This window comes from Spirosoma oryzicola, assembly GCF_021233055.1.
GTDB classification, from domain to species: domain Bacteria; phylum Bacteroidota; class Bacteroidia; order Cytophagales; family Spirosomataceae; genus Spirosoma; species Spirosoma oryzicola.
Genome location: NZ_CP089538.1, coordinates 948,655 through 968,191 on the forward strand (window position 1 = coordinate 948,655; position 19,537 = coordinate 968,191).

Genomic DNA, 19,537 nt, shown 5'->3' on the forward strand with positions numbered 1-19,537 from the left:
GCGAACAGAGTGTTCGTATATCGATAACAAACGAACGGCGAGACACACTGTCTCGCCGTTCTGCATTCCATACGCTTACTCGTTCTTCTATAGGACAGTTCTTCTATTGCGGACAGGATGTCGGTATACCACGTCACCGCGTTACTTGGTGAGTTCTTTAAAGATTCCTTCCAATGAGTTTTCCTGTTGACGCAAGCCAACAAGTGTTAGGTTCTGGTCGGCGGCCAGTCGAAAAATTGATGCCCGTAGATCGGTGTTCGCGACGGCTGTAATCCGGTATTGTCCCTGGCCTAGCGGCTCTACCCGTTGCACTCCCGTGACAGTCGTCAGTACATCAGAACTGGCTAATTCATCTTCAAACTCGGCAACGACAACGATTACACCTTCTCCCGCTGATGCGCTTCTCAGCTGATTCAACGAGCCATCCGCGACAATCTGACCCCGGTTGATAATGACGACACGGTCACAAACGGCTTCGACTTCCTGCATGATGTGCGTGGAGAAAAGTACGGTTTTGTCGCGACCGGCTTCACGGATCACCTGACGAATCTCAGCTAGTTGATTTGGGTCCAGACCCGTTGTTGGTTCATCTAGGATTAGTACGGGTGGGTTGTGAAGCAGGGCCTGGGCTAAGCCAACCCGCTGCCGGTACCCTTTTGACAGTTGTCCAATCTTTTTATGCTGCTCGCGTCCTAAACCAACCAGGTCGATCATATCGGAAATGCGCCGGGTCAGGTTTGCGCCATGTAGACCGTGGAGGGAACCCGCAAAGCGCAGGTACTCCTTGACGTATAAATCGAGATAAAGTGGGTTGTGCTCGGGTAAATAACCTACACTCCGACGGACGTCCATCGGGTTCGTTCGCACGTCAAAGCCATTCACTTCGACCGTGCCATCGGTTGGGGGCAGGTAGCCAGTGGCAATTTTCATGGTGGTCGATTTTCCCGCACCATTGGGTCCCAGGAAGCCGACAATTTCGCCCGGCTGTACGGTCAGCGAAATCTGGTTGACAGCCCGCTGGCTATTGTATTCTTTCGTAAGGTTCTGAACTCGAATGGACATGGTATCGCTGAATTATTGGACAACTGACCAAGGCGGATGCTACAGACAGGACTGTTGCCGATAGTATGTGTATTGTCCAACATCCTGTATCTAACGTCCAAAGTCCTGTATTGAATGTGAAAGCAACGTACAAAAAACCGGAAAGAATTTCTATTTTTAGCGTTTAACGGGAATAGACACCGTTTTTTATAACCTGTACATGTCCATTTTTCGCAAAAAGACCGTCCGGCAAATTTTGAGCGATGCCGAAGAGGGCGAGTCGAGCAAGCTGGTAAAGACACTGGGTGTTCGTGATTTGACGTCGTTTGGTATTGCCGCTATCATTGGTGCTGGTATTTTCAGTACAATCGGGTTGGCCAGCTACAACGGCGGACCCGCGGTGTCCCTGCTTTTTGTTTTTACGGCAATTGCCTGCGTGTTTACGGCGCTTAGTTACGCACAGTTTGCCAGCACAGTACCCGTGAGCGGTAGTGCCTACACCTACGCATATGTCGCGTTCGGTGAGATTTTTGCCTGGGTAATCGGTTGGGCGCTGATTCTGGAATATGCGGTTAGTAACATGGTCGTGGCGATTTCGTGGTCCGAATATTTCACGTCCATGCTCAGCGGTTTCGGTATTACGTTTCCTAAATATTTGGCGACCGATTACGGCTCGGCAACTGCCGCGTTCGAACTGGTTCAGCAGGCAAAACAAAGTGGTACGGCCCTGAGCGAGATCCCTGAAAATACACGGCTGCTGGCTGATGCGTACCTAAATGCCCCCGCACTCGGTAGTTTGAAACTGATCGCTAATCTTCCCGCCGGAGCCGTTACCGTCCTGATTACGGCGCTGGTTTACATCGGTATTAAAGAATCGCGGACGGCCAGCAATATTCTGGTTGTACTGAAGCTGGCGGTTATCGGACTGGTAATCGGCGTAGGGGCTTTTTACGTGAAACCCGCCAACTGGTCGCCCTTTGCGCCAAACGGCATGTCGGGTGTACTGAGTGGGGTCGCATCGGTATTTTTCGCCTTTATTGGCTTCGATTCCATTTCAACGACCGCCGAAGAGTGTAAAAATCCACAACGCGACATGCCCCGCGCTATGTTGTACTGTTTGACCATCTGTACGGTTCTGTACGTGTTAATTACGCTGGTCTTGACCGGTATGGTCAATTACAAAGAGCTGGGGGTAAGCGATCCTCTCGCGTACGTGTTCCAGAAAGTCAACCTCGATTTTGTGGCCGGTATCATATCCGTAAGCGCCGTCGTTGCCATCACCAGCGCGTTGCTTGTGTATCAGCTCGGCCAGCCGCGCATCTGGATGACCATGAGCCGTGATGGTTTGCTCTGGAAACGATTTGCCACTATCCACCCCAAGTTCAAAACCCCATCCTTTGCGACCATCATTACGGGCGTTATCGTTGCTATTCCGTCCATGTTCATGGATCTTAAGTTTTTTGTCGATCTGACGAGCGTAGGGACGTTTTTCGCGTTTATTCTAGTCTGCGCAGGTATCCTGTTTCTGGATGCGAAAGGATTATCGGCACAGTCCAAGTTCAAGGTTCCGTACGTAAACGGGAAATACATCATTGGTTTGGTTTTGCTAGCCGCCTTCACTTATTCGCTGACGGGGTCCAACTTGCTGGAAACCCTCGAAAGCAAACCACTCCTGTTTGTGTTCTGGGGCGTGTGGGTGGTGCTAGCCGTGCAGGGATTCCGGCATAATTTTTCGCTGCTTCCTGTGATCGGCATTTTAACGAACCTGTACCTGATGACCGAACTTGGCGCAAGTAACTGGCAGATCTTCGGAATCTGGCTTGCTATTGGCTTGGTCATCTATTTCTCGTACGGATTTCGAAGAAGCAAGCTGGCGAAGCAGGAAGATAGCGTCGGTGTGTAATCATTCCAGTGTAAAAGCGATGGGCAAGTTGTACTTAACCCGGACCGGGCGGCCCGACTGTTTCCCCGGTTTCCAGCGGGGCATCTTCTGAACAACCCGAATGGCTTCTTCATCGCAGCCGAAGCCAATTCCTTTCAGAAGCTGTACGTCCGTGAGACTACCGTCGGAATTGACCACGAAGCTCACGAAAACACGACCCGAAACACCTGCCGAAGCCGCCGAGCGAGGATACTGTAAATTTTTTGATAAAAAGCTACGCATCGCTTCGAGGCCGCCGGGGTATTCGGGTTGCTGCTCGACGCCAATAAAAATTTCCTCTGTCTTTGGGGCGACTTCGAGTGCGTGTTCAACGATAGTAGGAGCGCTGGCTTCGGGAGCGGTAATCACTTCCACATCACCGGTTCCCTCGGCGGTTTGGGTGCCAGACGTTGCGTTCTGAAGCTCGTCCGTTGTTGGGGGTAAGGTTTCCTCCACGACCTCTGCCTCGGGCATGACCACCAGTGGCAAATTACGAACCGTATTCACGGCGGGAGCCTGCTCCACGGGTGGCAATTGAATCGGCGGTTCGACGGGCGGCTCCGCTAGTTTTGTCAGCGTAACTTCCGTTTCTACGTGCTGATCAGCCAGCAGATTTTTTGGCCAGAACCGGTTGTATAAAACGGGAGCCGACAAACCGATTACAAACAAGCCAATACCGACCCCCAGCGCGCGGGTAAGCGTTGATCGGTACGTCTGGCGTAAGTTGAAAGCGCCGTATGCCTGGTTGCGAGTCTGAAAAATGATCTCGTCGAATGTAAGTGCAGTCGCATTGGATTGATGCATGACCTTGTGCGGTTTGGTGTATACCGCATAGATGGCCAGCTATACTGAATTCCATAACAGCTCTACAGACTGTCGTACTGCTTCATCACGAGCACTGCATCCGCTTCGGTATTGACAGAAAGGTTTTCGGCCTTCACATAAGCTTTTAACGCGTTCTTATGGTCGCCCAGCGAATCGAGCAAGGCTTTCTGTGATAATTTGATTTTACTCAGCGTTTGGTCAGGTTTCAGAATGTAATACGAATAAACATCCTTGAATGAGTCGTAGCGTACTCCGGTCGAATAAGGGTCTTTATAATCGGCTTGCTTAAATCGCTTCAGAACCCGTTTCAGAAGTGCGCTTTTACCCTGGTACAGAACTAGGAAATACCCTTCCTTTAATGTTTCATCATCGGTTTTAACGGCTGGCAAGCGTTTGAACAGGTACGATTGACCATCATTATCGTTTAATCGGAACGACTTCACCTGATCCGCGTTGACAATGATTGAATCGTTACCGACCCACGTCCGCAGCAGGATCAAATGCTGGCGAAAGGCGTCAAACTTAATCGGCACTTCCGTGTAGTTCTGCCCAGCTGTCATTTCAATTTGCCCTTTGTGCCACGCTGGCAAAAAATACGGCGTTCCGCGTAATCCTTCGTATCGATGATCGATGGTAATAACCGTTGTTGGCCCTGTTCCAGCACCAACAATCTGATCACTATTGGAGAAGGTTTCGTAGCCGTTGCGCCGGGTATTTGGGTTCAATACTACTACACCCCGATTTTTTGTTTTTGTTGTATCGCGGATCTGGGCGTCTGCATTTGTGTACAGAAGCGCAAGCAACATAGGGAACAGCAACAATTTCATGGGGATAGGAATAATTACTGTTCAATATAACTAATCAGTAAATAAATAGCAATTAATAAAGCCGAGTTAGCCTATTTTATAAACTATCGTACTGCTTAACAAGCGTTATCGCGTCTTCTTCCGATTTGAAGCTAAGCTTTTGCTGATCGATAAACGCTTTGAGGCCGCTTTCTTTGTCGCTCAGCGCGTCGAGAAAGGCTTTTTTTGAGAGTTTAATCTTGGTTAATGTCTGATCCGGTTTGAGCAGATAGTAGGAGAACGCGTCGCCGTACGAATCATACCGTATGTCTGCCGAGTAGCCGCCTTTGTAATCAGCGGGCTTGAATGTTTTTGCAATTCGCTTAAGCAGGGCTGTTTTTCCTTCGTACAAGATTAGAAAATAGCCGTCTTTTACGTCATTGTCAGTGACTTTAGCTGATGGGTATCGGCTAAACAAATACGGTTGTCCGTTGGAAGTGGTCAACAAAAACCGGTTTACGGTCTGGCGGTCGATAATGATCGAATCATTACCCGATTTAGGTCGGAGGAGGAGCAGCGCCTGCCGGTAAGCATCAAACTTAAGCGGTACATCTTTGTACTGGCGACCATCGCGCAGGCTAACCTGGCCGTTGGACCAACCGGGCAAAAAGTAAGGCGACCCGTGCTGACCCTCGTAGCGGGCATCGACCTTGAAGATCAGCGGTCCGGTAGACGGGTTGTTCAGGTTGTTAAGACGCAGGTCAACAGTAGGGTCAGTGACTGCCTGCGCCCGGGCGACTTCGCTTAGCACGACCAGAAAGCAGATGGATAGATAGTTCATACGTTACAGCGCAGTAGCGTTCGAAATGATAATAAACAGAAAGCCGTGCCAGGCTTCTGATGTCACTCAAAATAACCATAGCACGGCTTTCAATGCAAGCGATCAGGCACTAATACTCGTGCGGCAGCGGTACATCGACGCGCTCATTGACCGGTAAACCTTGCTTGTTCATTTGCTCGATGAACGGATCTGGGTCCAGTTCTTCGCAGTTCCAGACGCCGGGTTTCAGCCAAACGCCTGTAACGATCAACATAGCGCCGATCATGGCCGGGACGCCCGTCGTGTAACTAACGGCTTGGCCCCGCACTTCGCGGTAGGTTTCAGCATGATCGCAGTTGTTCCAGATGTAGTACGTGCGGTCAGCACCGTCTTTTACGCCTTTGATCTGGCAGCCGATGCTGGTCTGACCCGTATAGTTTTCACCAAGCGTGTCGGGAGCTGGTAGAACCGCTTTCAGAAATTCAAGCGGTACGATGTCCATTCCGTTGAATTTCACCGGGTCGATGCGGGTCATTCCCACATTTTGCAGCACTTCGAGGTGGGTCAGGTAAGCCTGTCCGAAGGTCATCCAGAACCGCGCCCGTTTCAGCGTCGGAAAATTTTTGACCAGCGATTCCAATTCTTCGTGATACAGAACATACGACTCACGCGGACCGATTTCGGGGTAATCGATTGGCTTGTGAATGCTCATGGCTGGAATCTCGACCCATTCACCATTTTCCCAGTAACGACCCGGTTGTGTAATCTCGCGAATGTTGATTTCGGGGTTGAAATTCGTCGCAAACGCTTTTCCGTGATTACCGGCGTTGCAGTCAACAATGTCCAGGTAATCCATCCGGTCGAAGTGATGCTTGTTGGCATAAGCCGTGAACACCTGCGTAGCGCCGGGGTCGAAGCCACAGCCCAGCAGGGCCATTAAGCCGGCTTGTTCAAACCGCTCTTTGTAAGCCCACTGCCAGCTATACTCAAATTTAGCGACATCTTTAGGTTCGTAGTTTGCCGTGTCCATGTAATGAACACCCGCTTCCAGACAGGCATCCATGATCGGTAAGTCCTGATAGGGTAGGGCTACGTTGATAACCAAAAACGGGTTAAACGACCGAATGAGCGATACCACTTCCGCAACGACATCGGCGTCTACCTGAGCCGTCTGCACCGTTACGCCGTGCATCTCCTGAATTTCGGCTGCAATTCGGTCGCATTTGGACTTGGTGCGACTAGCCAGCATTATATTCGTGAAGACTTCGTTGTTCATTGCGCACTTATGCGCAACGACACTACCAACTCCGCCCGCTCCAATAATGAGCACATTTGCCATATTGTTATGATCAGATTTTTGGCCGCAAAGATAAAGAAAGTCGGGCAGAGAGTCGGTTAATAGATTGTGATCTCGCACAAACCGGACTAGCGGACGACTTCACTCTACCTCTAATTACTCGCTGACGAATTTGTCGGCAAACAAACTGCCGGTTTATTTGTTTATTAACTTACTAAGCTGTTGTAAGCTGCTCTTTATTATGAAATTTATCTCTTCTGCCGGCTCTTTCGAATTTTCCATAGTGGGTTATGGTGCCAAGACCACAAACTGGCGCGAACGTAACAATTTGCAGTGCCAGGTATCAACGATCTGGCGGCAGCACCACGATTCGCAGGCGACCCCGTTGCAAACGTGGGAGGTTCAGCGTCTGCTGAGCGGCTTGCGTTCGCTCTCGCACAAAGCAGCCAATCATATTACCCTGACGTTCTCTCAGTCTGGGCTAAGCCTTGACGCGACGGCGTTGCCCGGTGATAAATATCGGTTGCAGATTCAACTGGACCATGCTTTGACGCCAGCCTGGCATCCTTACCCCGATTTTCCGCTGGAAATGGATATGGTGCTCAACCGAAAACAACTGGATGAAGCGATCCGGGATCTGTCGGGACAGCTGGCTACGTATCCGGAGCGGTAGACCAAACTGCCCAGAGAGAAACCTTTTTGTAAGTACGCGAGCTTGTTAAGTTTTGCTTTCTATACGTTCGGATCTACTTTTGACGTATATACATGGCGTTAGATACGCTCATGTTTTCATGTCTTGCTAAATAGACCCTGAGCTTATGCTTTTGGTTGGCCAAAGCAGCTTTTTTGAGCTAAATCTTTTAAACTACAGCAATCCTTCTACCAGCGTTTCGGTTGCTGATCGGAATTTGTTGCAGGTAGCCGTTCGGTCTGGTTGGCAGCATCACCGATCAGTATCTACCGCTGCTATTATCTACACCTACGAAATTGACTTGCTGATCAAGTGGTTACGGCATCTGCACAAAACAGGACGGCCTGAGCCACGGCTGCTTTTTTCCCAGCCTTCTCTGAGCATCGAGTGCCTTTCGGCAGGTACTAATGAGTATTTACTTCAGGTCAAGCTGGCCCACGATGTGGCTCCGGTATGGCATCACGACCCTTATTCCCCTTTTTGGCTCCCCGTAGTAATCCCCAAACTCAAAGTTGCTGAGGCTGTCAGGCAATTAGAGCAACAATTTTCGGAATTTCCTGTACGTTGGTAAGATTATTGCTTGGTAACATCATTAGTTATTTTCATATTTGTCGCCAGATGGAGAATTCAGTAGATTTCTTTGTTGGTCTCTTCGCGAAATCCAACGACATCTTTATCCCTCTTTAACACAAAAACTTTAACGAAATGAAAATTGTCAAGCGTAGGAACCGTCAGATGACTATGGAGCGCATCTTGCGGGCGATGGGTGATGTAATGGCCGAACGGGGAACCGAGAAGGCTGGTATTAACGCTGTAGCCGAAAAAGCAGGTGTTAATAAAGTGCTCATCTACCGGTATTTTGGCGGTTGGAATGGATTGTTAGAAGCTTATGTCCAACGCGGCTTCTTCCTGTCAATGTTCAACGAGAAGTTTATGGAGTCTGTACCCGAAAAACTTCCCGCTGAAACGCGTAGTAAAATATGGTCGGAGTATACGATCCAGTTTATGCGGGAGTTTCGCACTCGCAAGCCATCGCAGGAGCTTATCCGTTGGGAGATGAGCAATGGCGAAACTGAACTGGCCCGTCGACTGGCTGAATTTCGTGATAATTCGTACAAAAAACTGGTTGATCGCCTGGCACCGTACTCCGACTATGACCCTATCGCTATAACAAGCCTGATGGTTGCCGCCGTAACGAACATTGTGCTGACCAGCACCCAGCGCGACCACATTGTTGATATCGACTTAACGTCCGACGCGGGCTGGGAACGTCTGGAAACCGCAGTCCGTCGTATTTATTCGAGCTTGAGTATTGCACTCGAGCTGGAAGAAACCAAAAAAGTGGAAGCGAAATAGCTTTACTGTTTGTCGTTTATACGGTATGAACGCTTGGTTAACAAACACAGGACATACCGTATAAACGACAAACTAAGCAACATTACGCATTCATCAATTCCTCAATTTCCGCTGCTTCAACCGGAATATTCGCCATCAGGTCTACGTTGCCTGATTCGGTAATCAACACATTGTTTTCAAGCCTGATGCCTAGCTTTTCGCTTGGAATGTAAATGCCTGGCTCAACGGTAAAGACCATACCCGGCTCCATTCGGCGGTATTTGTTGCCGACATCGTGTACATCGAGTCCCAGAAAATGAGATGTGCCGTGCATGAAATATTTTTTGTACAACGGTGCGTCGGGGTCCTGCTTTTCTACTTCACTACGGTCAAGCAAACCAAGGCCAATCAATTCCGACTCCATGATTTTGCCCACTTCACGGTGGTATTCATCCCAAAGATTTCCCGGACGAAGCATCTGTGTCGCTTCTCTCATAACACGTAGTACGGCGTCGTACACTGCCCGCTGGCGTTGCGTGTATCGGCCATTGACAGGAACGGAACGGGTCATATCGGCATTGTAATTCGCGTATTCGGCACCAATGTCGAGCAGAATCACATCACCGTCCTGACACTGCTGGCTGTTGTCGATGTAGTGCAACACGCAGGCGTTGGCTCCCGACGCAATAATCGGTGAATAAGCGGCCCCCCGCGATCGGTTGCGCAGGTACTCGTGCATCATTTCGGCCTCAATCTCGTATTCCCACACCCCCGGCTTGATAAAACCAAGCAACCGACGGAACATTTTGTCCGTAATGTCAATGGCTGTTTGGATAAGTGGTAACTCCTGCGGCTGCTTGATAGCCCGTAGATAGTGCATCAGCGGAGCCAACCGCTCCAGATGGTGCAATGGGTATTTCTGTTTAAATTCTTCGATGAAGCGGGCATCGCGGGTTTGCACGTCCACGGTAGCACGGGTGTGTTCGTTTGTGTTCAGATACACATGTTCGGCTTCGAAGATCATTTGCTGGAAGATCTGCTCAAACTGATGCGTCCAGTAAACTTGCTTTTGCGAAATACCCGATGTTTGTTCGGCTTCCGCTTTGGTCAGTTTATGCCCTTCCCAGATTTCAATCAGCTCGCTGGTTTCGCGCAGAAATAAGACCTCCCGAAACTTCGGGTCCGGGTGCGTTGGGAACAAAACAAGCCGGGTTTCTTCCTGATCAACGCCGGTCAGGTAAAATAAATCGTTGTTTTGGCGAAAGGTCATCGTGCCATCGGCATTGGTCGGCAGGATGTCATTGGCATTCAGTACCACCAGCGATTTTGGTTTCAGGAGCTGGGCAAGCCGCTGGCGGTTGTGAACGAATAGTTGGTTGTCAATGGGCAAGTATCGCATATGGGGACGTTGAAACTGCTTTTCTAACTAAATTGCAAAGAAAACTCAAAGCTATAAGAGTTTTCGCGTGTTTTTGCGTTTAGCTTTCTATACAACGCTTACTACAAAACACGTTTAACGGCTTTCATTCGTTCATGACGTTTCGCTTAACCTCATTCATTTGCCTGGTTGCCCTGTTGATTCAGGCGAATTCGGGGGTGTCGTCGCCCCAACCAACTGGACCAAACACGAGTAAACAAAACTCCGATAAACCAAAGTATTGGATTCTGTTCAACGCTAAAGATCAAGGTACTCAGCCCGCCTTATCGGAAGCCGCTCTATTACGGAGACGGTCGCAGAATCTACCGCTGGACGATACAGATCAACCGGTTTCTGCTCATTACGTTAGCCGTTTACAACACGAAGGTATTCAGTCGATTACGCAATCACGCTGGTTAAACGCGGTGTCGGCCCGGCTTTCGGCTGACGAGTACGCTCGGGTAGCGGCCTTACCTTTTGTCGCAGGCATTCAGGCGATTGATCCGGCAATTATCATTACATCAATAGGGGGGCAGGACCAGGGTATCAGCCCGCACATGGCACCAGTGATGACGCAGATTCAGGCACCTGATTTTATGCAGGCTGGATTGACAGGCCGTTTCGTGAACGTTGGTGTTATCGACGCCGGATTTTTTGGCGCTGATTCGGCGAATGCGCTGAAGCATGTATTTACGCGTGACGGGGTAAAGCGAGTCCGCGATTACGTGAATGACAAAAAGACGCGCGGTGACTTATTTCATACGCTCGAAACCATGTCCGATTTTCACGGTACGGAAGTATTGGCCGCCATTGCGGGTAATGATCCTATTGAAAAAACGCAGTACGGTCTGGCTACCGATGCGACGTTTTATCTGGCGAGAACCGATCAGGGCAATCGCGAATACCGAGGAGAAGAGGATAACTGGGTAGCTGCGATGGAATGGATGGATAGTCTTGGCGTTCGGCTCATCAACACATCGCTGGGCTACGCCAAAGGCATGAGCAACCCAAAGGAAAACTACCAGCCGAGTCAGATGGACGGTCACACAAGCCTCATTAGCCGGGCCGCGCAGATTGCCGCTGATAAGAAAGGAATTTTAATTGTCGTGTCCGCTGGTAACGAGGGCGACGACCGCTCGTGGCGCATCATTAGCACACCCGCCGATGCGCAAGGGGTATTAGCGATTGGCGCTACTAACGCCAAGCTTTGGAATCGTATTGGCTACAGCAGCATTGGCCCGGAGAGTCTACCTTATCTGAAACCCAATGTTTCGTGCTTCTCGCTTTATGGAACGTCCCTGTCGGCTCCGGTGATTACGGGTTTTGCGGCTTGTATCATGCAGGCAAATCCCAAACTGACGAATAAGGAAGTGATGGCTATTATCGAGAAGTCGTCGCACTTATACCCGTACGGCAATAATTATGTGGGGTATGGCGTCCCTCAGGCTTCGCGGGCTATTGCTTTACTGCGCAACCAACCCTTGCCACCCACGGCCCGATCCGTGAAAGCGTCGGGTAAATCGTTCTCGTTACCGGTTTCTACCGATGACACTGTTGTGTCCGTTTTTCACAAAAAAGATGCGACGCATATCTTGCAGCAGGAAGCCATGAAAGTTAACAACGGGAAGCTGGCGCTTCGTCGGTCGGCAACGGAAAAGCAGACAACCGTGGATCTGAAAAAAGAAGTAATCGAAGTGATCTGGGAATAAAATCGCCCGAAGAGTAAAAGGCGTCTATTACCTCATCAACTAACTTTACGAGGCTAGCCTGAACTATTGCTTCACGCGCAGTAACCCAGGCTAGCTTGTTGCTCTATTGCAGAGCGTCTTTCTGTCTTGAAAAAAGTAAACCGAGGCTTCTATAAACAGCGTTGAGACAGCTTGGCGAATACTTATAAATACTTCCCTTCTTTCAGGTAATTTTTTACGTAGTCTGAAATGCCTTCCTCTAATGTACAGAATGGGCGATCATAGCCAATGGAGCGAAGCTTGGCCATATTGGCCTGCGTGAAATACTGGTACTTATCGCGAATATCGACGGGGGTATCGATGAATTCAATCTGTGGATCGCTACCCATCGCGCGGAAGGTGAGAGTCGCCAGATCGAGGAAGGTTCGAGCCTTGCCGCTACCCAGGTTATAGATGCCCGAGTTACGGCGGTGATGCATTAGGAATGAACAGACATTGATAACATCTTTCACGTAAATGAAATCACGCATCTGCCCACCGTCCGTGAAATCGGGATTGTGTGAGCGGAACAGCTTCATGTGGCTCGTCTGACCAATCTGGTTGTACGCGTGAAAGATTACGGACGCCATCCGGTCTTTGTGGTACTCATTCGGACCGTAGACGTTAAAGAATTTCAATCCGGCCCAGAAGAAAGGTTTACGCTCCTGTTCCAGCGCCCAGATGTCGAACTCGTTCTTCGAATCGCCGTAGGGATTTAGCGGTTTCAGGTGCGGGATTACAGATTCGTTGTCGTCGTAACCAAACTCGCCCAAGCCGTAGGTTGCCGCCGATGACGCATATACGAGGGGAATCTGGTAGTCGATGCAGCGATTCCAGATTTGCTTCGAATACTCGACGTTCAGGTGCTCGAAAATCTCCCGGTCAAATTCGGTCGTATCGGTACGCGCACCGATATGAAAAATAAATTCGACTTCCTGATAGTTATCGTCCAGCCAACTGAAAAACTCTTCGCGGTCAACCCGTTCCTGGATGCGTTTACCCGTCAGATTAGCTTCTTTAAGAGGGTCTGAGAAGTCATCGACAGCAATGATAAAATTGAAATTTTCCTGATTCAACTTGCTGATTAAACAGCTTCCGATAAAGCCAGCGGCCCCCGTAACAATAATCATAAAATGCTAGGAGTAAACGTATTAACTGCGATAATAAATTAAGTTTCGGCCGGGACGAAGTGAAAGAGGGTGTAAAGATACAGCATTTAAAACGAACAAAGGAATAGCGTTTTTTAGGATTAAATTGTATTTTTCTTATTTTAACCTAAGCGCTAAACTCGAACTCTTTCTGCTGGCAAATGGTTTTATAACGCCTAAAGAGTTCGTACCTTTGCGGCTTGTTTTACAAATCGGCGTTTCTGGCAACCGCCCCATCTAAACCAGAAAAATGGTCTATATCAACAGAATCGAACATTTCAACGCTGCCCACCGGCTCTACAATCCGGCCTGGTCTGAGGAGCGGAATAAGGAAGTTTTTGGTCCTTGCGCCAACATAAACTGGCATGGCCACAACTTTGAATTAATTGTGACGGTAAAAGGAGAGCCCGATCCCGACACCGGCTTCGTCATTGATTTAAAAGTGCTGGGCGATATTATTAAGCGCGAAGTCATCGAGAAAGTTGACCACAAAAACCTAAACCTTGATGTTGATTTTATGCAAGGCAAAATGGCCAGTTGTGAAATCTTTATCATGGAGATCTGGAAAATTCTCGAGCGGGCACTGGCTCCCGTAACCGAAGCGCATCTGCACCAACTTCGACTGTACGAAACACCGAAAAATTTTGTCGATTATTTCGGAGAATAGGCAATGATTGTCATTCGTGGTCATTGATCGTTACGGTCAGCAATGTGTTGTCAGTAACATTAAATGACTTTATGCCATATCAATGACTACCGATGACAACTTACGACTGTAGATGAAATACTATCTAATTGCTGGTGAGCGCTCCGGCGATCTACATGGAGCCAATCTGATCCGGGCTATTCGGCGTCATGATCCCGCTGCGCAGTGTCGGGCTTATGGCGGTGAGCAGATGGAGGAGGCTGGGACTGTGCTGGTCCGCCACTACCGCGAGATGGCGTTTATGGGCTTTCTGGAAGTCGCTAAAAATTTGGGTACTATCCGTCGGATCTTGCGCGAGTGCCAGGCCGATGTGCTCCAGCATCGCCCGGATGCGTTGATTCTAATCGACTACGCCGGGTTTAATCTACGCATGGCGCGCTTTGCCAAGAAGCACGGAATTCGGGTGTTCTATTACATTTCGCCAAAGGTTTGGGCCTGGAATCAACGGCGTGCGCTGAAAATCAAAGCTACGGTGGATCGGCTCTTCACGATTCTACCGTTCGAAACTGAGTTTTTTGCCAAGTACGATTACGACGTATCGTACGTTGGCAATCCGTTGCTGGATGCGCTTGCGGATTTCAAACCCAATCCTTCGTTTCGGTCAACGCTAAAGCTTGATGATCGGCCGGTTATTGCCTTGCTTCCCGGCAGCCGTCGGCAGGAAATCACCTCGATACTTCCCGTTATGCTGGCGGCAACGCGTCAGTTCCCGAATTATCAGTTCGTAGTCGGGACGGTCAGTAATCTGCCTTCGCCCCTGTACAGTAATTTGATGGCTGGTTATCCAACTGTTAAACGGGTCAATGATGCGGCTTACGATCTGCTTCACATTGCTACCGCTGCGCTTGTTACATCGGGTACCGCCACGCTCGAAACGGCGCTGCTAAACATCCCGCAGGTCGTATGTTACAGAACGACAACAATATCTTACGCCATTGCCAAAAGCCTGATTGCGGTACCGTTCATATCGCTCGTCAATCTGATCGCCAACCGGGAAGTAGTAACGGAACTGATCCAGAGCAATTTGAACACAGAGCGGGTTACCGATGCATTGCAGGCCATTTTACCGGGCGACAAACGGCGGGAAATACAATTGGCAGGTTACGCAGAAGTACAAGCGAAAATGGGGGAGCCGGGCGCGTCGGAGCGGGCCGGACAGCAAATGGTTGAGTTGGCAGAAGCGAACAAAAACGGATAGGAAGGCTATTACTGCATGACTCCTGTTTCTTCCCATTTCTTCAACCAGTCCTTCTTGATACCGTGAACCTGGGCGAAAAATTCGTAGAAAGGAATCATGTCTTTCTCGTAGTCGCCTGTCACGTAGATGGGATCGCCAAGAATTGCAAGTTTGCGGGGCCAGTCGAAACCAACCGGAATGATAGGTACGTTGGCTTCGAGAGCAATGTAATAGAAGCCCGTTTTTAGCTTTTCCACATTGCTGCGAGTCCCCTCGGGTGCAATGCAAATATGAAGTTGTTCGTTCTGGTTAAACACGTTAACCACCGAATCAACCATGTTACGCGATTTGTCGCGATAAACAGGTTTGCCGCCTAACAGGCGAAAAAGCCAGCCCGCATACCACGTAAAAAGCGAGCTTTTAGCCAGATATTGAATCCAGATGTGAATGGTAGGGCGAATCCCCAGACCAATCAAAAAGTCCCAGTTGGTCGTATGAGGAGCAACCGCCCAGATACCTTTGGGTAAATGCGGTATAGGACCAACTACCCGCCATCCGGCAATTTTAAATAACCAACGGGTTAGAGCACTTAGCATCAGTTGATGTGTGGTTTCCAATTTATAGTTTTCAGTGGGTGTCGCTGGCTGAAAACTATAAATTGAAAACGTATTTAGTACTTCCGGTCTTTGCGCTCTAACCAGCGACCCGTAACGAAGGCTGCTGAGAGTAAAACAACGTAGAACAGAATAGTTAGCGGAGTTGATAAATCCATGTCGGTATTCAGTTGAATTCGGATGCAAAAATACGATAGACGTTGGATATTAAGCACCGGGAGTCAGACAAAAAGTAAAAATCGTCTGCTGGGTTCTAAAATCAACGACTTATTACAGAACGCCCTTCGTACTCGGAAGGTTGTCAAGTTCTTTAATATCGCGTCCAACGGCCATTTTTATGGCTTTGGCAAACGCTTTAAAAATCGCTTCAATCTTATGATGCTCATTGTCACCTTCTACTTTGATGTTCAGGTTGCACAAGGCCGCATCGGAGAATGATTTAAAGAAGTGAAAGAACATTTCGGTTGGCATATCGCCGACTTTTTCGCGCCGGAATTCGGCCTCCCACACCAGCCAGGGCCTGCCCGAAAAGTCAATAGCTACCTGAGCAAGTGCTTCATCCATAGGGAGTAAGAAACCGTAGCGGCTGATTCCCCGTTTGTCGCCCAGCGCACGTCGGTACGCTTCGCCCAGCGCGAGGGCCGTATCCTCGATGGTATGGTGTTCATCAATGTGCAGATCGCCTTTTACATGAATGGAAAGATCCGCCCCTGAATGCTTGGCTACCTGATCGAGCATGTGGTCGAAGAAGCCAAGACCCGTATGCATGTCGGCCTGACCCCGGCCATCAAGGTTTAGATCGACCCGAATCTGCGTTTCTTTTGTATTGCGTTCAACGGTAGCGACGCGGGCGGGCAAGCGCAAAAATTCGTAAATCTTATCCCAATCGTCGGTTGTGAAGGCAATCACCTGTTTCATTTCGTCGGTTAGGCCCGTAACATCGGCAGCTTGTACCGTGGCTAATCCGTTCGGCGGCAAAAACAGAATGGCTTTAGCCCCCAGATTAACGGCTAGTTGTACGTCGGTCAGGCGGTCGCCGATAACGTAGCTGTTGGCAAGGTCGTATGCATCGCTTAAATACTGCGTGAGCATTCCGATACCGGGTTTGCGGGTAAGCGAGTTCTCGTGGGGAAAATGGCGGTCGATGTGTACCGCAGAGAACGAAATATTCTCGCTCGAGAACGTAGCCAGCATTTTGTTATGTGCCGGCCAGAACGTATCTTCCGGAAACGAACTGGTGCCGAGGCCATCCTGGTTAGTAACCATCACCAACTCATAGTCGGTCTCCTCGGCAATTTTACGCATCGCCGAAATCGCTTTAGGAATATAATCGAGTTTCGCTAGGGAATCGACCTGCTGATCGGGTTGAGGCTCAATAATAAGTGTACCGTCACGGTCAATGAATAATATTTTTCGCATAAAAAGAATATCTGGCTGACAAAGATACCTTACCGACCGTATTGTAAGCGAAAACCTATTAATTTTGCGGTGTCTTAGCGTTTTCGATACTCTTACAAAAAGGATTCTGTTACACCCTCTCTGGTTTTATACGTTTAAAGTCCTATCAGTTCGTAACTCGCTTTACTGGTAAAAAAGTAAGCTATCTATCCCATCATAGAAAACGATATTAATAAAAGTGCATTTCGTACCATACATATACTGCAAGATAAACTATGCCTACAACAGCATCCAGATTGACCCGTATTGGGGTTTTTTATGACGGAAACTATTTTTTACACGTAAGCAATTATTATAATTATTCTCACGAACGACGTAGTCGAATCAGTATATCCGGTTTACACGCATTTATACGCCGTCAGGTTGCCGAAGAAGAAGGGGTCAATGAGCGTTTATGTCAGATTGTAGATGCGCATTATTTTAGAGGACGCCTGAATGCCCACGAAGCCAACCAGCGGGGGAATCAATTATTCTACGACCGTTTATTCGACGACATTCTGATGTCGGAGGGGGTTGTTACGCATTATCTGCCCGTAAAAACCTACCAGGGGTATCGCCAGGAGAAAGGCATCGATGTCTGGCTGGCTCTCGAAGCCTTTGAATTGGCGCAGTACAAGAAGTTTGACGTAGTTGTGTTGATAACTTCCGACGGCGATTATGTGCCGCTGATCCGTAAGCTGAATACGCTTGGCTCACGGATTATGGTGCTGAGTTGGGACTTTGAGTTCCTGAACGAGCAGGGCGAAAAGCAGGTAACCCGTACGTCGCAGGATCTGCTCGAAGAAGTATCCTATCCGGTAGCTATGCACGGCCTGATCGACGACCGGAGCCGTCGAAACGATATCGTTATCCAAAACTTGTTTGTCAAGCCGCAACAGCAGCAGGCCCGCCCGACATTCACGGCAGTAACCAGCAATAGTGGAAGCTACACCAATGGCTTCAGCGGTGGGATTCCCGAAGAAGGATACGACGATTATTTACAGTCCGATGAGCCTAATTATAACATCGCGGACGGCATAGACCCCGATCCGGAAGGTCGTAAAATCAGTACCATTCGTAGTTTAAAGACGGGTTACGGTTTCGTGAATTTTCCGCCCAACAACTTGTTCTTTCACTACACAAGCCTGATTGATACCGATTTCAACGAATTGCAGGTAGACGACGAAGTTGAGTTCACCGTTGGTCAGAACGCCGAAGGGAAAGATATCGCGGTTGACGTACGGCTATTACGCTCGTAAGTATGAACACAAAGCGCGTGGCCATTGATGATGCACTGGCGTTTCGGTGGAAAGCACTAGCGTGGGCTTTGGACCAGCAGGCGCACCAGCACGGCTTCGTGGCTTTTCTAAACAGTAATAAGATTGCTTATCCCAATGACCCGTTTCCCAATCGACTGTTTGTCGGGGCGAAACGGGTCGTTTCATTTTCAGATACGGACACGTTTCAGGAGTTGTACAAAGCGTACACGGAGCAGCCAGGATTTTTGGTTGGTTACTTAGGGTACGACCTGAAGAATGAGCTTGAAACGCTAGGCAGCCGTAATCCGAACCGACTGGGTCTGCCTAATGCTTATTTTGTCGAACCCGAGTGGGTCATTGATTTTGAAGAAGATGGCATAATCGTCTGGGGTGGCAATGATCCTGATTCGCTAATTGAAGCGATCAAGCTTACGGGTTTCCAAAAAGAGTACGCAGACAAGACAGCTCAACGCACCAGCAAGGGTGTCCAATGCCGTGTTTCGCCTGAAGAATACCAGGCGAATGTCCGTCGGATTCAGCAGCATATTCGAGCTGGTGATGTGTATGAACTAAACTACTGCATCGAGTTTTTCGTCGAGCAGGTCCTACTTGATCCTTTAACTGTCTACCGAGCGTTGAATGAACGGTCGCCCATGCCGTTTTCAAGCCTACTCAAACTAGGCGATCAGTATAGCATCGGTGCTTCACCGGAGCGATTTTTAAAGAAGCAGGGACCAAAAATTCTGTCGCAGCCCATCAAAGGAACCATTCGGCGGGGGCGTAACGCGCAAGAAGACGTCATGCTGCGCGAGCAGTTGGTTCATTCCGAAAAAGAACGGGCCGAAAACCTGATGATTGTCGATCTGGTGCGTAACGATCTGGCCCGTAGCGCTCAAACGGGTTCTGTACAGGTCGATGAACTCTTCGGTATTTATGGCTTTCAGCAGGTCTATCAGATGATCTCCACCGTTTCGGCAACCTTACGCGATACAGTTACCTGGGCCGATGCTATTCGCCACGCTTTCCCGATGGGTAGTATGACGGGTGCACCCAAAATTCGGTCGATGGAACTGATCGACAAGTTGGAAGTCAGTCGGCGGGGGCTCTACTCGGGGGCCATTGGGTTCATCACGCCTGAGGGTGATTTTGATTTCAGCGTTGTCATTCGAACGCTGTTGTATGATGCCCAGCGTCAGTACGCATCTTTTTCGGTAGGAAGCGCAATAACCTACGATGCGATCCCTGAACAGGAATGGGAGGAATGCCTGCTAAAAGCACGAGCCATTCGAGAAGTAGTCGAGAGCTATCTGCACGCCAAGCGCACTTAGTCAAGCAGC

At 49.2% G+C, this 19,537-nt stretch carries 18 protein-coding genes; 9 read left to right on the forward strand and 9 right to left on the reverse strand.

The features are described from left to right. Window positions 1-141 precede the first annotated feature (141 nt). A complete protein-coding gene (gene gldA / locus LQ777_RS03910; RefSeq protein ID WP_232561215.1) occupies window positions 142-1,062 on the reverse strand; it encodes a gliding motility-associated ABC transporter ATP-binding subunit GldA in 921 nt (306 codons plus the stop codon). A gap of 199 nt (window positions 1,063-1,261) precedes the next feature. Here gldA and LQ777_RS03915 point away from each other — a divergent pair, with 199 nt between their 5' ends. Beyond that, on the forward strand, window positions 1,262-2,944 hold the full coding sequence (locus tag LQ777_RS03915; RefSeq protein ID WP_232561216.1) for an amino acid permease: 1,683 nt from the start codon (window positions 1,262-1,264) through the stop codon (window positions 2,942-2,944). Here LQ777_RS03915 and LQ777_RS03920 read toward each other — a convergent pair whose 3' ends face one another. From LQ777_RS03920 to LQ777_RS03935, 4 genes are all read right to left on the reverse strand, one after another. Then, window positions 2,945-3,766, reverse strand: coding sequence for an energy transducer TonB (locus LQ777_RS03920; RefSeq protein WP_232561217.1), 822 nt, complete (start codon window positions 3,764-3,766; stop codon window positions 2,945-2,947). It lies immediately after the preceding gene. A 62-nt stretch (window positions 3,767-3,828) separates the two neighbouring features. Beyond that, complete coding sequence (locus tag LQ777_RS03925) at window positions 3,829-4,614, reverse strand: hypothetical protein (protein ID WP_232561218.1); 786 nt, start codon at window positions 4,612-4,614, stop codon at window positions 3,829-3,831. Window positions 4,615-4,690: 76 nt separating this feature from the next. Next, window positions 4,691-5,413 carry a hypothetical protein gene (locus tag LQ777_RS03930; protein ID WP_232561219.1) on the reverse strand — a complete coding sequence of 241 codons (723 nt, stop codon included), beginning with the start codon at window positions 5,411-5,413 and terminating at the stop codon, window positions 4,691-4,693. A 109-nt stretch (window positions 5,414-5,522) separates the two neighbouring features. Further along, window positions 5,523-6,731 (reverse strand): saccharopine dehydrogenase family protein, encoded by a 1,209-nt coding sequence (locus LQ777_RS03935; protein WP_232561220.1) that lies wholly within the window; start codon window positions 6,729-6,731, stop codon window positions 5,523-5,525. A gap of 199 nt (window positions 6,732-6,930) precedes the next feature. Here LQ777_RS03935 and LQ777_RS03940 point away from each other — a divergent pair, with 199 nt between their 5' ends. The 3 genes from LQ777_RS03940 (at window position 6,931) to LQ777_RS03950 (ending at window position 8,736) form a co-directional block, all read left to right on the forward strand. Next, the gene (locus tag LQ777_RS03940; RefSeq protein ID WP_232561221.1) at window positions 6,931-7,362 is read left to right on the forward strand and encodes a WapI family immunity protein; all 432 of its coding nucleotides are present in this window, start codon (window positions 6,931-6,933) and stop codon (window positions 7,360-7,362) included. A 145-nt stretch (window positions 7,363-7,507) separates the two neighbouring features. Further along, window positions 7,508-7,951 carry a WapI family immunity protein gene (locus tag LQ777_RS03945; RefSeq protein ID WP_232561222.1) on the forward strand — a complete coding sequence of 148 codons (444 nt, stop codon included), beginning with the start codon at window positions 7,508-7,510 and terminating at the stop codon, window positions 7,949-7,951. Between the two features lie 164 nt (window positions 7,952-8,115). Beyond that, on the forward strand, window positions 8,116-8,736 hold the full coding sequence (locus LQ777_RS03950; protein WP_232562793.1) for a TetR/AcrR family transcriptional regulator: 621 nt from the start codon (window positions 8,116-8,118) through the stop codon (window positions 8,734-8,736). 82 nt (window positions 8,737-8,818) lie between these two features. On the opposite strand, the gene LQ777_RS03955 is transcribed toward LQ777_RS03950, so the two are convergent. Continuing rightward, complete coding sequence (locus LQ777_RS03955) at window positions 8,819-10,114, reverse strand: aminopeptidase P N-terminal domain-containing protein (RefSeq protein ID WP_232561223.1); 1,296 nt, start codon at window positions 10,112-10,114, stop codon at window positions 8,819-8,821. A 134-nt stretch (window positions 10,115-10,248) separates the two neighbouring features. On the opposite strand from LQ777_RS03955, the gene LQ777_RS03960 reads away from it, so the two are divergent. Next, window positions 10,249-11,841, forward strand: a complete 1,593-nt coding sequence (locus LQ777_RS03960; RefSeq protein WP_232561224.1) for a S8 family serine peptidase — start codon at window positions 10,249-10,251, stop codon at window positions 11,839-11,841. Window positions 11,842-12,023: 182 nt separating this feature from the next. On the opposite strand, the gene rfaD is transcribed toward LQ777_RS03960, so the two are convergent. Next, window positions 12,024-12,989 carry an ADP-glyceromanno-heptose 6-epimerase gene (gene rfaD, locus LQ777_RS03965; RefSeq protein WP_232561225.1) on the reverse strand — a complete coding sequence of 322 codons (966 nt, stop codon included), beginning with the start codon at window positions 12,987-12,989 and terminating at the stop codon, window positions 12,024-12,026. A 268-nt stretch (window positions 12,990-13,257) separates the two neighbouring features. On the opposite strand from rfaD, the gene LQ777_RS03970 reads away from it, so the two are divergent. Further along, complete coding sequence (locus LQ777_RS03970; RefSeq protein WP_232561226.1) at window positions 13,258-13,674, forward strand: 6-pyruvoyl trahydropterin synthase family protein; 417 nt, start codon at window positions 13,258-13,260, stop codon at window positions 13,672-13,674. 112 nt (window positions 13,675-13,786) lie between these two features. Continuing rightward, entirely contained in the window at window positions 13,787-14,911 is a 1,125-nt protein-coding gene (gene lpxB / locus LQ777_RS03975; RefSeq protein ID WP_232561227.1) for a lipid-A-disaccharide synthase, read from the forward strand. A gap of 8 nt (window positions 14,912-14,919) precedes the next feature. On the opposite strand, the gene LQ777_RS03980 is transcribed toward lpxB, so the two are convergent. Continuing rightward, window positions 14,920-15,486, reverse strand: coding sequence for a 1-acyl-sn-glycerol-3-phosphate acyltransferase (locus LQ777_RS03980; protein WP_232561228.1), 567 nt, complete (start codon window positions 15,484-15,486; stop codon window positions 14,920-14,922). 288 nt (window positions 15,487-15,774) lie between these two features. Next, window positions 15,775-16,923, reverse strand: a complete 1,149-nt coding sequence (gene hisB, locus LQ777_RS03985) for a bifunctional histidinol-phosphatase/imidazoleglycerol-phosphate dehydratase HisB (RefSeq protein ID WP_232561229.1) — start codon at window positions 16,921-16,923, stop codon at window positions 15,775-15,777. Between the two features lie 254 nt (window positions 16,924-17,177). Here hisB and LQ777_RS03990 point away from each other — a divergent pair, with 254 nt between their 5' ends. Next, window positions 17,178-18,200, forward strand: a complete 1,023-nt coding sequence (locus LQ777_RS03990; protein ID WP_232561230.1) for an NYN domain-containing protein — start codon at window positions 17,178-17,180, stop codon at window positions 18,198-18,200. Window positions 18,201-18,202: 2 nt separating this feature from the next. Next, complete coding sequence (gene pabB / locus LQ777_RS03995; RefSeq protein ID WP_232561231.1) at window positions 18,203-19,528, forward strand: aminodeoxychorismate synthase component I; 1,326 nt, start codon at window positions 18,203-18,205, stop codon at window positions 19,526-19,528. Window positions 19,529-19,537 lie beyond the last annotated feature (9 nt).

Excerpts from the sequence above, each read along its gene's own strand:
- LQ777_RS03945 (WP_232561222.1), top strand. The coding sequence starts at position 7,508 with ATGCTTTTGGTTGGCCAAAGCAGCTTTTTTGAGCTAAATCTTTTAAAC.
- LQ777_RS03915 (WP_232561216.1), top strand. The coding sequence starts at position 1,262 with ATGTCCATTTTTCGCAAAAAGACCGTCCGGCAAATTTTGAGCGATGCC.
- LQ777_RS03955 (WP_232561223.1), bottom strand. The coding sequence starts at position 10,114 with ATGCGATACTTGCCCATTGACAACCAACTATTCGTTCACAACCGCCAG.
- pabB (WP_232561231.1), top strand. The coding sequence starts at position 18,203 with ATGAACACAAAGCGCGTGGCCATTGATGATGCACTGGCGTTTCGGTGG.
- rfaD (WP_232561225.1), bottom strand. The coding sequence starts at position 12,989 with ATGATTATTGTTACGGGGGCCGCTGGCTTTATCGGAAGCTGTTTAATC.
- LQ777_RS03970 (WP_232561226.1), top strand. The coding sequence starts at position 13,258 with ATGGTCTATATCAACAGAATCGAACATTTCAACGCTGCCCACCGGCTC.
- LQ777_RS03935 (WP_232561220.1), bottom strand. The coding sequence starts at position 6,731 with ATGGCAAATGTGCTCATTATTGGAGCGGGCGGAGTTGGTAGTGTCGTT.
- LQ777_RS03940 (WP_232561221.1), top strand. The coding sequence starts at position 6,931 with ATGAAATTTATCTCTTCTGCCGGCTCTTTCGAATTTTCCATAGTGGGT.
- LQ777_RS03925 (WP_232561218.1), bottom strand. The coding sequence starts at position 4,614 with ATGAAATTGTTGCTGTTCCCTATGTTGCTTGCGCTTCTGTACACAAAT.
- LQ777_RS03950 (WP_232562793.1), top strand. The coding sequence starts at position 8,116 with ATGACTATGGAGCGCATCTTGCGGGCGATGGGTGATGTAATGGCCGAA.
- lpxB (WP_232561227.1), top strand. The coding sequence starts at position 13,787 with ATGAAATACTATCTAATTGCTGGTGAGCGCTCCGGCGATCTACATGGA.
- LQ777_RS03990 (WP_232561230.1), top strand. The coding sequence starts at position 17,178 with ATGCCTACAACAGCATCCAGATTGACCCGTATTGGGGTTTTTTATGAC.
- LQ777_RS03920 (WP_232561217.1), bottom strand. The coding sequence starts at position 3,766 with ATGCATCAATCCAATGCGACTGCACTTACATTCGACGAGATCATTTTT.
- hisB (WP_232561229.1), bottom strand. The coding sequence starts at position 16,923 with ATGCGAAAAATATTATTCATTGACCGTGACGGTACACTTATTATTGAG.
- gldA (WP_232561215.1), bottom strand. The coding sequence starts at position 1,062 with ATGTCCATTCGAGTTCAGAACCTTACGAAAGAATACAATAGCCAGCGG.
- LQ777_RS03930 (WP_232561219.1), bottom strand. The coding sequence starts at position 5,413 with ATGAACTATCTATCCATCTGCTTTCTGGTCGTGCTAAGCGAAGTCGCC.
- LQ777_RS03960 (WP_232561224.1), top strand. The coding sequence starts at position 10,249 with ATGACGTTTCGCTTAACCTCATTCATTTGCCTGGTTGCCCTGTTGATT.
- LQ777_RS03980 (WP_232561228.1), bottom strand. The coding sequence starts at position 15,486 with ATGCTAAGTGCTCTAACCCGTTGGTTATTTAAAATTGCCGGATGGCGG.